This window comes from Primorskyibacter sp. S87 (assembly GCF_049801055.1).
Classification (GTDB): domain Bacteria; phylum Pseudomonadota; class Alphaproteobacteria; order Rhodobacterales; family Rhodobacteraceae; genus JBNAGF01.
The window spans coordinates 209,798-222,165 of record NZ_JBNAGF010000004.1; the positions used below are offsets into that span (position 1 = coordinate 209,798).

The following is a 12,368-nucleotide window of genomic DNA, read 5'->3' on the forward strand; positions in this document are numbered from 1 at the left end:
CGTCACTATTACGGCGATGCCGGCACGAAATTCGATCGGAGCATGTCACTGCGACATGTGCCGCCGGTGGACGAGCTCTATGCTTATTACGTTTCCCGCTCTGCCCGGATATGCGGCGTTGGGGCCGGTGAAGACTTACACGTCCTCCGAGTGGGCCGAGCGAGCTTTCTGTGAGGAGTGCGGGTCGGCCCTGTGGTACCGAATCACCGCACCGGGAGAGATGCACGGCCAGACCCAAATGGCGGCCGGACTGTTTGAAAATGCGGGCGGAGCACGGCTTGGCCTGGAACTGTATATAGACAAGAAGCCCGAAGGATACGCGTTCGAAGGCGAACGCCGCCAAATGACCGAAGCAGAGGTCATGGCAATGTATGCCCCGAGCGAAGAAGGAGAGACCCAATGACCAAATATGATGCCGAATGGGTTCGCGCCGAAGAAGCCAAGCGAAAGTGGGTGGCCGAGAACGGTCTCTATTCAGAAGAAGAAGAGCACTCCTCATGTGGTGTCGGTCTCGTTGTTTCGGTAGACGGCAAGAAAAGCCGCAAGGTGGTCGACGCCGGTATCGATGCTCTTAAGGCGATCTGGCACCGTGGAGCCGTCGACGCCGACGGAAAAACCGGTGACGGCGCCGGGATCCACGTTCAGATTCCCGTTCAGTTTTTCTATGATCAGGTGCGTCGCACCGGACATGAACCCCGTGAAGACCAACTGATCGCAGTTGGCCAAGTCTTCTTGCCCCGAACCGATTTCGGGGCTCAGGAAACCTGCCGGACCATCGTGGAAACCGAAGTCCTGCGGATGGGATATTACATTTACGGCTGGCGCCACGTGCCGGTCGACATCGGCTGTCTCGGCGAAAAGGCAAACGCTACCCGGCCCGAAATCGAGCAGATCCTGATCTCGAATTCGAAAGGCGTGGACGAAGAAACCTTTGAACGCGAGCTTTATGTCATTCGGCGCCGGATCGAAAAGGCCGCCGCTGCCGCGAGCATCAACGAGCTCTACCTGGCCTCGTTGAGCTGCCGTTCCATCATCTACAAAGGTATGATGCTGGCTGAGCAGGTGGCAGTGTTCTACCCGGACCTGATGGACGACCGCTTTGAGAGTGCCTTTGCCATTTATCATCAGCGCTATTCCACAAACACGTTCCCCCAGTGGTGGCTGGCACAGCCATTCCGCATGCTAGCCCACAACGGCGAAATCAACACGCTCAAGGGCAATGTGAACTGGATGAAAAGCCATGAAATCCGGATGGCGTCGTCGTCGTTCGGAGATCACGCCGAAGACATCAAGCCAATCATCGCGAGCGGGTCATCCGACTCTGCTGCTCTCGACTCTGTGTTCGAGGTTCTGGTTCGGGCAGGTCGTTCTGCGCCTATGGCGAAAACAATGCTGGTGCCGGAAAGCTGGTCAAAGCAGGCCGTCGAGCTGCCGCAATCCTGGCGGGATATGTATTCTTACTGCAACTCGGTCATGGAGCCCTGGGATGGCCCGGCCGCCCTCGCAATGACCGATGGGCGTTGGGTTTGCGCCGGGCTCGATCGTAACGGGCTTCGCCCCATGCGCTATGTCGTGACCGGCGATGGGCTGGTGATCGCCGGATCCGAGGCCGGAATGGTGCCAACGGACGAGGCTTCGGTCGTAGAAAAAGGGGCTCTTGGCCCCGGTCAGATGCTCGCCGTGGACATGAAAAAGGGCAATATGTTCCACGACAAGGAAATCAAGAACAAGATGGCTGCCGCCCTTCCGTTCAGCGATTGGGTCGGCAAGATAAACGACATGGACGAAACGCTGGCCGGCGTTTCGGAGCAACCACTGTTCACCGGCGAAACCCTTCGCAAACGCCAGATCGCCGCCGGTTATACGATTGAAGAGCTGGAGCAGATCCTGTCCCCGATGGCCGAGGACGGCAAAGAGAGCATTGCTTCAATGGGAGACGACACGCCGTCCGCCGTGTTGTCCAAGCAGTATCGTCCGCTCAGCCATTTCTTCCGCCAGAACTTCAGCCAAGTCACCAACCCGCCAATCGACTCGCTGCGGGAATACCGGGTAATGAGCCTAAAAACGCGTTTCGGCAATCTCAAGAACGTTCTGGACGAGGACAGCAGCCAGACCGAGATCATCGTTCTGGAAAGCCCCTTCGTCGGGAATTCGCAATGGGACAAGCTTGTCGAACAGTTCACGGCCCCATTGGTTGAAATCGATTGTTCGTTCCGAGCCGGACCCAGCGCACTCAATTCTGAGCTAAGCCGGATCCGTTCCGAGGCGGAAGACGCTGTGCGCTCGGGTGCCGGGCATATTGTGCTGACAGACCAGCATTCCGGACCCGACGGTAAAGTCGCAATGCCGATGATCCTTGCGACCAGTGCCGTGCATTCGCACCTGACTCGCAAAGGCTTGCGGACGTTCTGTTCGCTGAACGTACGGTCTGCTGAATGCATTGACCCGCACTACTTCGCCGTGCTGATCGGTTGCGGGGCCACCGTGGTGAATGCATATCTTGCCGAAGACAGTCTGGCGGATCGTATCGAACGTGGTCTTCTCGATGGCAATCTGACAGAGAACGTTGCCCGGTTCCGTGAGGCGATTGATCAGGGGCTGCTGAAGATTATGGCCAAGATGGGCATCTCGGTCATCTCGTCTTACCGCGGCGGTCTGAACTTCGAGGCCGTTGGCCTCAGCCGCGCGATGTGCGCCGAATACTTCCCGGGCATGACCTCTCGGATTTCCGGTATCGGTGTCAGCGGTATTCAGACCGAAGCCGAGGAAATCCACGCCAAAGGTTGGGAAAGCGGGCTTGACGTGCTCCCGATCGGAGGTTTCTACAAGGCGCGGAAATCGGGTGAAACCCACGCGTGGGAAGCCACCTCAATGCACATGATGCAAATGGCCTGCAACCGCTCGTCCTATGAGCTTTGGAAGCAGTATTCCGCCAAGATGCAGAGCAACCCACCGATCCACCTGCGCGATTTGATGGATTTTAAACCGTTGGGTAAACCGATCCCGCTTGAAGAGGTCGAAAGCATAACTTCGATCCGCAAACGCTTCGTCACGCCGGGTATGTCGTTGGGCGCGTTGAGCCCCGAGGCACACAAGACCCTGAACGTCGCGATGAACCGGATCGGGGCCAAGTCGGACTCCGGCGAGGGTGGAGAAGATCCAGCGCATTTCGTGCCTGAGCCCAATGGCGACAACCCTTCGGCGAAGATCAAACAGGTTGCGTCCGGCCGGTTTGGTGTAACGGCAGAATATCTTAACCAGTGCGAAGAGCTGGAGATCAAGGTTGCTCAGGGCGCAAAACCCGGCGAAGGCGGCCAGTTGCCCGGCATGAAGGTCACCGACCTGATCGCGCGCTTGCGGCATTCGACCAAAGGTGTGACTCTGATCTCTCCGCCGCCGCATCACGACATCTACTCGATCGAAGATCTTGCCCAGCTGATCTATGATCTCAAGCAGATCAATCCACGCTGCAAAGTGACCGTGAAGCTGGTCGCATCATCGGGAGTTGGCACGATTGCCGCTGGTGTTGCGAAGGCCAAAGCCGACATCATCCTGATCTCGGGCCACAACGGCGGCACAGGCGCCAGCCCTGCGACTTCGATCAAATACGCCGGCCTACCATGGGAAATGGGCCTGACCGAAGCCCATCAGGTTCTGGCGATGAACAAGCTGCGCGAACGGGTTACTCTGCGGACCGACGGCGGCCTTCGCACCGGTCGTGATATTGTCATGGCCGCAATGATGGGTGCCGAAGAATATGGCATTGGCACCGCCGCACTGATCGCCATGGGCTGTATCATGGTGCGGCAGTGTCAGTCCAACACCTGCCCGGTCGGCGTCTGTACCCAAGACTCGGCCCTGCGTGAAAAGTTCACGGGCAACGCTGACAAAGTGGTCAATCTGATCACGTTCTATGCGCAGGAGGTCCGAGAAATCCTAGCCGAGCTGGGTGCTCGGAGCCTCGATGCAGTGATCGGGCGGGCCGACCTTCTGGCGCAGGTTTCGCGCGGTTCCGCACGCCTCGATGATCTGGACCTGAACCCGCTTCTGGTCACGGTCGATGGCGCTCAGGACATCGTCTACAACCGGGGCAAAGATCGGAATGTCGTTCCGGATACGCTTGATGCCGAGATTGTTCGGGATGCAGCCCGCTTCCTGAAAGACGGTGAAAAGATGCAGCTTTCCTATGCCGTGCAGAACACGCACAGGACCGTTGGCACCCGTATTTCGAGCCATATCGTTCAGAACTTTGGTATGCGCAACTCGTTCCAGCCAGATCATCTGCACGTGAAGCTGCAGGGCTCGGCGGGTCAGTCTTTGGGCGCATTTGCTGCCCCCGGCCTCAAACTGGAAGTTTCGGGCGATGCCAACGACTATGTCGGCAAAGGACTGTCGGGCGGAACAATTGTTGTGCGTCCGCCGCAGGTAAGCCCGCTGAAAGCGGATGAAAACACAATCATCGGAAACACCGTGCTCTATGGGGCAACCGATGGTCATCTTTTCGCCGCTGGTCGCGCCGGTGAGCGGTTTGCGGTCCGGAACTCGGGCGCCAAAGTGGTGATCGAAGGCTGCGGCTCCAACGGATGTGAATACATGACCGGAGGCGTTGCCGTGATCCTGGGATCCATTGGGGCCAACTTTGGTGCGGGCATGACGGGCGGCATGGCCTATCTCTACGATCCCGAAAACCAGGCTCAGACTATGATGAACATGGAAACCCTGGTTACCTGCCCAGTGACGGTCGACCATTGGGAAAGCCAACTGAAAGGTCTGATTGAACGCCATCTGGCTGAAACAGGTAGCCGCAAAGCCGCCGACATCCTGCAGCATTGGGATATCGAGAAGAACCATTTCATGCAGGCCTGCCCGAAAGAGATGCTGGTTCATCTTCCAGCCCCTCTGAGCCTGGAAGAATCTGCGGTTCCGGCAGAATAGCGCCTGTTTTTTATTGCATGATGACGCCTCGCAGTAGTCAACTGCGGGGCGTTTTCATCTTAGGTTTGTGCGGTTTCGATGGATTTGAGGTTGGTCGGATCGTCCCACCTGCCCTATAGAAGAGCCATGGCAAGAAAGACGGCAGGCAAGTCGACCAAGAAAAAGGGAAAGGCCAAGCGGAAGTTCAAACCGCTGGCATGGGCAGGATTCATTCTGTTGCGCGCATGTACGGTTTTAATCGTGGTCGTGCTTGCACTGGTCATTCTGTTCCGCTTCGTCAATCCACCTGTGACCGCTACAATCTTCTCGGAATGGCGACGGCTGGGCTCGGTCGAACGTGAATGGGTGCGTATCGAGGACATTGCTGCCGTCGCACCCCGCTCGGTCGTAGCTGCTGAGGATGCGAACTTTTGCCTTCACTGGGGCTTTGATGTGAAGGCGATCCGGGCGGCGATCGACGCCGGCGCGAAACGCGGCGCATCCACTCTCAGCCAACAGGTTACAAAGAACGTCTTTCTCTGGCAGGGGCGTAGCTGGATCCGTAAGGCGTTGGAAACAGCAATAACCCCCGCCGTCGAGGCATTCTGGCCCAAGAAACGCATTCTGGAAGTCTATCTGAATGTCGCCGAGATGGACGAGGGAGTGTTCGGAATACAAGCCGCCGCGCAGTCTTACTTTGGTGTTGATGCCGATCAGCTCACAGCCGTTCAGTCTGCTCGAATTGCCGCTGTTCTTCCAAATCCCAAGGGCAGGTCAGCAGCAAACCCCTCCCAACGCCTGCGCAGAAAAGCCGCCGCTATAATGGATGGCGCGGCCACGATCCGCGCAGATGGTCGCTCGGGCTGTTTCGAGGATTGAAAACCCTGCCGTGACAGGTCTATTGCTTGAATACTGTCTCAATACTTTGGATTATCATGGCGCGCTTGTTTCACGTTCCCCTTTCTCCGTTTTGCCGCAAAGTCCGGCTGTCGCTGGCCGAGAAGAAAATCGAGGTCGAACTGGTAGAAGAACGCTACTGGGAAGGTGACCCCGATTTTCTGCGCCGCAACCCGGCAGCCAAGGTTCCGGTCATCAAGCTGGACGGCAAGCTGATGGCTGAAAGTGCGGCAATTTGTGAGTACATCGAAGAGACCCGCCCGGAGCCACCGCTGATGCCAAAGGATGCGGATGGGCGATACGAGGTCCGCCGTCTTGTGGGGTGGTTCGATGATAAGTTTCACCACGAAGTGACTTCGAAACTGCTGTATGAACGGGTGAACAAGAAGGTTACCGGCCAAGGGTATCCCGACAGCCGAAACGTCAAGGACGGCGCGAAAGCCATCAAGTATCATCTGGACTACATGGCGTGGTTGCTGGATCACCGCCGCTGGCTGGCGGGTGACGTGATGACGCTGGCAGATTTTGCGGCCGCCGCGCATCTGTCGTCACTGGATTACATCTCGGATGTAGACTGGAACCGGAGCCAGGTGGTCAAGGACTGGTACGCAAAGATCAAATCGCGTCCGGCCTTCCGATCAATTCTTGCCGATCAGGTTCCCGGTTTTCGTCCTCCGGCCCATTACGCCGATCTCGACTTCTGATAGCACCGGGGCATTGGTCCGTGTTGCCTTGGGGTCGGTGTTGCCCTGATTATCGGCCTCGAGCCCGGCCTACCCCGAGGAAAACTCATTCAAATGCAGAGCCGAGCAGACCTGAAGAACAGATTGGTGGCCCAAGCCCGAGAAGAAGGGTTTGCAGCCTGCCGAATCTGCCGCCCATGGGATGTTCCCGAAGTTCCAGCCCGGCTCGACGCCTTTTTAAGTGCCGGATTTCACGGTCAGATGGGCTGGATGGCCCAACGAACGCATTGGCGCGGAGATCCGGCAGAACTCTGGCCCGAAGCGCGATCCGTTATCATGCTGGCCGAAAGCTACTCCCCGGAAACCGACCCTATGGAGGTCGTCGGTCGCCCTGACCGAGGGGCGATATCGGTCTACGCGCGAGGCAAAGACTATCACGATCTGGTCAAGAAAAGACTGAAACGCCTCGCCCGCTGGCTGATTGCTGAAGCCGGAGGTGAGGTGAAGGTTTTTGTTGATACCGCTCCGGTCCCGGAAAAGGCACTCGGGCAAGCCTCGGGGCTAGGTTGGCAGGGAAAACACACCAATCTTGTAAGCCAGGATTGGGGCAACTGGGCATTTTTAGGGTCTGTTTTTACAACTCTGGATCTGCCTGCAGACCCGGCTGAAACGGACCATTGCGGATCGTGCCGCTCCTGCCTGACCGCCTGCCCAACCGAGGCCTTCCCGGCGCCCTACCAATTGGACGCGAGACGCTGCATTTCCTACCTGACAATTGAACACAAAGGCCCCGTCGACGAAGAACTGCGCGGCAAGCTCGGAAACCGGATTTATGGCTGCGATGATTGTCTCGCTGCCTGCCCGTGGAACAAGTTCGCCGTGGCCGCCAGCGATATTCGGTATGCCGCACGTGAGGGATTGGACGCCCCACGACTGGAAGAGCTGGCCCGTCTGGACGATGCCGCGTTTCGAAGCAAATTCTCAGGTTCCCCGATTAAACGGATTGGGCGGGACCGTTTCGTTCGAAACGTGCTGTACGCCATAGGAAACTCTGGAGATCCCGCCCTGAAATCCATCACCCAATCTTTGATCGGTGACCCCGACCCTGCGGTCGCCGATGCTGCCCGATGGGCTGAACAACAGCTATCGTGAATGTCCCGTTCGGCGCAATTCGACAGTGTTTTGTGCACATAGGGAGAATTTCGGGCTGGTAGATCCGCGCCCGTTGATTGATCCGGTTGCACTTCGATCAAATTTCGTTCCCCAATCACATTGTTTCGGTTTAAATCGCCACAGCCATTGGAACGCGCGGAGGACGGAATGGCACTTGCCCTCGGGGTAGATACTGGCGGGACATACACCGACGCCGTTCTGGTTCGGGACGAGAAGAAGGTAATCGCCAGTGCAAAGTCACTGACGACGCGATCCGATCTGGCCATTGGAATTGGCAACGCTGTCGAAGAGGTACTTCGTCAAGCTCAGGTGCCAGCGTCAGAAATCTCGATCGCTGCTCTTTCGACGACCCTTGCCACCAATGCGCTGGTCGAAGGGCAGGGTGGCCGGGTGGCATTGATCTACATTGGGTTTCAGGTGAGCGATTTGGCCCGCCACGGTGTATCAGACGCTCTGAAGGGAGACCCGACCGTCGTTTTGCAAGGCGGTCATGACCATGCCGGCATTCAAAAAGTGGATTTGGATGAGGCTGGGCTGATTGAGTTTCTACATAAAAACAATGACGTTTCCGGCTATGCCGTGGCAGCTCAGTTCGCGACCCGCAACCCCGAACACGAAAACCGCGCTGCTGAAATCATCAGGGACGTGACGGGCATTCCGGTCACATGCTCTCACCACCTTTCAGCCAAGTTGAACGGTCCGAAGCGCGCGGTAACTGCGGTATTAAACGCGCGCCTGATCGGCATGATCGACAAATTGATCGGGCGGGCGGGTTTACGACTTACAGAGCTGGGGGTTACTGCACCATTAATGGTGGTTCGGGGCGACGGTGCCCTGATGTCGGCCGAACAGGCTCGCACCCGACCAATCGAAACCATTCTGAGTGGACCAGCCGCCTCGGTTGTCGGTGCCCGTTGGCTCACCGGCGTGGACCAAGCCATTGTCTCTGATATCGGAGGCACGACGACTGACGTGGCCCTGATCCGCGACGGAAGACCAGCAATCGACCCGAACGGAGCGCAGGTCGGACCGTTTCGAACAATGGTCGAGGCGGTTGCGATGCGCACAACCGGACTTGGCGGCGACAGCCAGGTTCATGTTCGGACAGAAGGTCTGATAGGCGGTGTGACTTTGGGGCCGCGACGGGTTGTACCTGTATCCTTGATGGCCATAGATGCCTCAGATGTCGTTCACGCCAAACTGGATGAGCAGTTGCGCAACACCGTGCCGGGCGAACACGATGGGCAATTCTTGCGTCGCGTTCCCGGCAGCGCGACCGAAGGTCTAGGGCCGCGGGAATTGACCTTGCTGGACCGAATAGGAACTGATGTTTGCCCGGCCGAAGATGCTCTTCGCTCTCGAATGGACCACGCTTCACTGAAACGACTGATAGAGCGTGGCGTTGTTCAGATAAGTGGTGTCACACCATCCGACGCGAGCCATGTTCTTGGCACGCTCGCTGCTTGGGATAGCGAGGCCGCACATAAGTCTCTGGTTCTGTTCAGCAGAAAAAAGACCGGAGCGGGAAATTCCTTGGCTTCCGATCCCACGGAACTTGCGAACATGATCTGTGATCAGCTGACCGAACGGACGTCGCTGGCCCTGTTAGAGACTGCTTTCAGCGAGGAGTCCGAATCGTTTGACCTGCCGCCCGGAGAACTTGCCAGCCACGTTCTCATGCAACGCGGATTGGCATCACATCGCGGCCTTCTGTCTTTGGACGCAGCCCTGAACATTGACGTTGTTGGCCTTGGTGCCTCGGCGCCGAACTACTACCCCACAGTTGGAGACAGGCTGCGCAGCCGTGTCATCCTTCCTGAACACGCAGGCGTCGCGAACGCTATCGGCGCGGTGGTCGGGCGAATAACGGTTCGGAGAGCCGGAACCATAACCTCCCCTGCTGAGGGACAATTCCGCGTTCATCTGGAGTTCGGTCCAAAAGATTTCTCTAACCCAGAGGCCGCTCAGACCTATCTCGAAGAAAGTTTGTCGGAACAGGCCCGATCTGAAGCGAGACAAGGCGGAGCAGAAGATATCCGGTTACTGGTGGAGCGACAGGTTCAAACGGCGCAGATAGAAGCACGCGACGTGTTTGTCGGAGCCGAAATTACCGTCGAAGCCAGTGGAAGACCACGCGTCGCCGTGGGTTGAAGGTCTGAGTTCGCGGAATTCAGGCTCTATTCAGCGGCGTCAGTTCTGCTCTTCAAAGTCCAACCGGGCCGCGGGAAGTGGCAAGTGTACCCATTTGGCACCCGCTCCAAATAGTCCTGATGTTCTGGTTCCGCCTCCCAGAAATCACCTGCGGGTTCCAATTCGGTGACAACCTTGCCCGGCCAGAGACCACTGGCATCTACATCCGCAATAGTGTCAACCGCGATCTGTTTCTGAGCGTCCGACACGTAGTAGATTGCAGACCGATAGCTAAGACCAACATCGTTACCCTGACGGTTCGGAGTGCTCGGATCATGGATCTGAAAGAAGAATTCGAGCAGATCCCGATAGCTGATCCGGGCAGGATCAAACATGATCTCGATACCCTCGGCATGGGTTCCGTGATTTCGGTAGGTCGCGTTCGGCACGTCACCGCCGGTATATCCGACACGCGTTTTTTTGACTCCGGGCAACTTTCGGATCAGGTCCTGCATCCCCCAGAAACATCCTCCTGCCAGAACGGCGCGTTCAAGGCTCATGCAACATCCTCCACTTGGTTCAAATACTCGCCGTATCCCTCGGCTTCCATGTCGTCGCGGTGCACAAAACGCAAGGATGCCGAGTTAATACAGTATCGCAATCCACCGCGATCGCGGGGGCCATCGGGGAAGACATGGCCCAAATGGCTGTCACCATGAGTCGACCGCACTTCGGTTCTGATCATGCCAAGGCTGCGATCTTCAAGTTCAGCCACATGAGCAGGTTCGATTGGTTTCGTGAAACTGGGCCATCCGCATCCCGAGTCGTATTTGTCGGCGGAAGCGAACAGGGGTTCACCCGAGACGATGTCCACATAGATCCCGGGATCCTTGTTGTTCAGCAACTGGCCAGTGCCGGGTCTTTCCGTCCCGTTTTGCTGCGTGACCCGGAACTCTTCAGGTGACAAGCGAGAGATGGCGTCCGGGTCCTTGGAATACTGGGTCATTACGTCCTCCGCACGAATAGGTTCTGAAACAGTAAATGGGGCTTGCGGCGTGAAATCAAAGGCAATCTTGAAGAGGTCGCGCAGATGTGCGCGATCGGATCAGCAACTCGGTTTCCTTTCAGCGTGCCGGCACCGGTTTCGGTTGGCGCGAGAGCTGAACCGCAAGAATACCGACGGTCGTCACCACGACCCCGACAAAGTCGAGAGGGCCAAGGGCTTCGCCAAGCAGGGCCGCTGCAATTGCAACGCCGAAAACCGGGTTGAGAAAATGGAAGGTGGCTGCCCTGATCGGCCCGATCCGGTCAAGAAGCAGGAACCATACAAACGTCGCTGCAAGGCCCGGTACGAGAGTCGTGTAGGCAAAGGCAAGAGCCAGCGGCACGGTCGGATTGACACGGATCGTTTCGAACACCGGCGCCGCAACAAACAGAATTGCAGCTCCAACCAACATCTGGAGACCCACGACCATCATAAAGTTACCGCCCGAGGTGGCTCCGCGAACCGCCAAAGTAGCAAAGGTCAACGCAAACGCGGCGATGACGCACAACGCGACTCCGAACAAATCTGCCCCACCATCCAGCCGCGCGCCCATGATGAGGGATACACCGGCCATACCGGCCAGCAAGCCGACAAAGCCCAAAGGACGGAGCCGTTCACCCAGCAAGGTCCAGCTGGCCAATGCCACCAGCAACGGCATGGTCGAAGCGATGATTGCAGCCAACGAGGCTTCGACAGTTTGCATCGCGAAAAAATTAAGCCCCAAGTACAGCGCATTCTGACAAACACCGAACAGGATCGTAGCGTACCACTGCTTGCGGGTCAGCTTCCATGACTGGCCCATGGCCCGGGCAATCGCCACACCAAGTAGGCCGGAAACGAGAAATCGGACAGCGAGAGAAAACAGCGGCGAGGCATCTGCAACGATTATCCGCGCCGAGGTAAAGGCCGAAGACCACATCAGCGCAAAGGCCAGACCCATCAGGATTGCCTTGAAGTCCATATCTCAGCCTCTGCACATGCTTGCTGGCGTTTCGCGCGGACTGTTTCCCATTCGACTTTCGAGTGCAAGCAGGCAGATTGCTCTTGCGCTGCTATCCAAAATGCAAAAAGGGCCGCCAAATTGGCGGCCCCCGAACACTATCGCTGATGTGCGATTAGCCGTTCACGCTATCCTTCAGCGCCTTCGCAATGGTCATCTTGACCACTTTGTCGGCTTCCTTGGTAAAGGTTTCGCCGGTTGCAGGGTTGCGGACCTGACGCTCGGGGCGTTCGCGGCAATAGATCTTGCCAACGCCGGGCAGAGTAACCGCACCACCGCCCGATACCTCGCGGGTGATCAGGGTGGTGACGGCTTCCAGAGCAGCACCTGCGGATTTCTTATCAGTTCCCATTTCCTCGGCCAGCGCGGCAACGAGTTGGGTTTTGGTCATCGGTTTTGCCATTTCTTGGTCTCCTTCACGTGCCCGATCTATTGGGCCTCATCGCGTAACTTTAACGTCATATTGTGATGCAACACAACGAATAGTGGCACCGGAACCCCGCTTTTTATGCGTTTTTTGCCGATT

At 57.4% G+C, this 12,368-nt stretch carries 10 protein-coding genes; 6 read left to right on the forward strand and 4 right to left on the reverse strand.

Translation table 11 applies throughout. The annotated features are described in order from the left end of the window. Window positions 1-16: 16 nt before the first annotated feature. From ACP15U_RS09180 to ACP15U_RS09205, 6 genes are all read left to right on the forward strand, one after another. A complete protein-coding gene (locus ACP15U_RS09180; RefSeq protein WP_425044993.1) occupies window positions 17-403 on the forward strand; it encodes a GFA family protein in 387 nt (128 codons plus the stop codon). Then, complete coding sequence (gene gltB / locus ACP15U_RS09185) at window positions 400-4,935, forward strand: glutamate synthase large subunit (protein ID WP_425044840.1); 4,536 nt, start codon at window positions 400-402, stop codon at window positions 4,933-4,935. The genes ACP15U_RS09180 and gltB overlap by 4 nt, the downstream gene beginning before the upstream one ends. A gap of 126 nt (window positions 4,936-5,061) precedes the next feature. Continuing rightward, window positions 5,062-5,793, forward strand: a complete 732-nt coding sequence (gene mtgA / locus ACP15U_RS09190) for a monofunctional biosynthetic peptidoglycan transglycosylase (RefSeq protein WP_425044841.1) — start codon at window positions 5,062-5,064, stop codon at window positions 5,791-5,793. A gap of 56 nt (window positions 5,794-5,849) precedes the next feature. Beyond that, entirely contained in the window at window positions 5,850-6,515 is a 666-nt protein-coding gene (locus ACP15U_RS09195; RefSeq protein ID WP_425044842.1) for a glutathione S-transferase family protein, read from the forward strand. Between the two features lie 93 nt (window positions 6,516-6,608). Next, the gene (gene queG / locus ACP15U_RS09200) at window positions 6,609-7,646 is read left to right on the forward strand and encodes a tRNA epoxyqueuosine(34) reductase QueG (protein ID WP_425044843.1); all 1,038 of its coding nucleotides are present in this window, start codon (window positions 6,609-6,611) and stop codon (window positions 7,644-7,646) included. A 168-nt stretch (window positions 7,647-7,814) separates the two neighbouring features. Then, the gene (locus tag ACP15U_RS09205) at window positions 7,815-9,818 is read left to right on the forward strand and encodes a hydantoinase/oxoprolinase N-terminal domain-containing protein (protein ID WP_425044844.1); all 2,004 of its coding nucleotides are present in this window, start codon (window positions 7,815-7,817) and stop codon (window positions 9,816-9,818) included. A gap of 26 nt (window positions 9,819-9,844) precedes the next feature. Here ACP15U_RS09205 and msrA read toward each other — a convergent pair whose 3' ends face one another. The 4 genes from msrA to ACP15U_RS09225 all read right to left on the reverse strand — a co-directional run bounded on the left by msrA (window position 9,845) and on the right by ACP15U_RS09225 (window position 12,245). Then, window positions 9,845-10,357: a peptide-methionine (S)-S-oxide reductase MsrA gene (gene msrA, locus ACP15U_RS09210; RefSeq protein WP_425044845.1), complete on the reverse strand. Its 513-nt coding sequence runs from the start codon at window positions 10,355-10,357 to the stop codon at window positions 9,845-9,847. After that, window positions 10,354-10,803 carry a peptide-methionine (R)-S-oxide reductase MsrB gene (gene msrB / locus ACP15U_RS09215; RefSeq protein WP_425044846.1) on the reverse strand — a complete coding sequence of 150 codons (450 nt, stop codon included), beginning with the start codon at window positions 10,801-10,803 and terminating at the stop codon, window positions 10,354-10,356. The genes msrA and msrB overlap by 4 nt, the downstream gene beginning before the upstream one ends. Before the next feature lie 118 nt (window positions 10,804-10,921). Next, window positions 10,922-11,803, reverse strand: a complete 882-nt coding sequence (locus ACP15U_RS09220) for a DMT family transporter (RefSeq protein ID WP_425044847.1) — start codon at window positions 11,801-11,803, stop codon at window positions 10,922-10,924. Between the two features lie 154 nt (window positions 11,804-11,957). After that, window positions 11,958-12,245 carry an HU family DNA-binding protein gene (locus tag ACP15U_RS09225; RefSeq protein ID WP_425044848.1) on the reverse strand — a complete coding sequence of 96 codons (288 nt, stop codon included), beginning with the start codon at window positions 12,243-12,245 and terminating at the stop codon, window positions 11,958-11,960. Window positions 12,246-12,368: the final 123 nt, after the last annotated feature.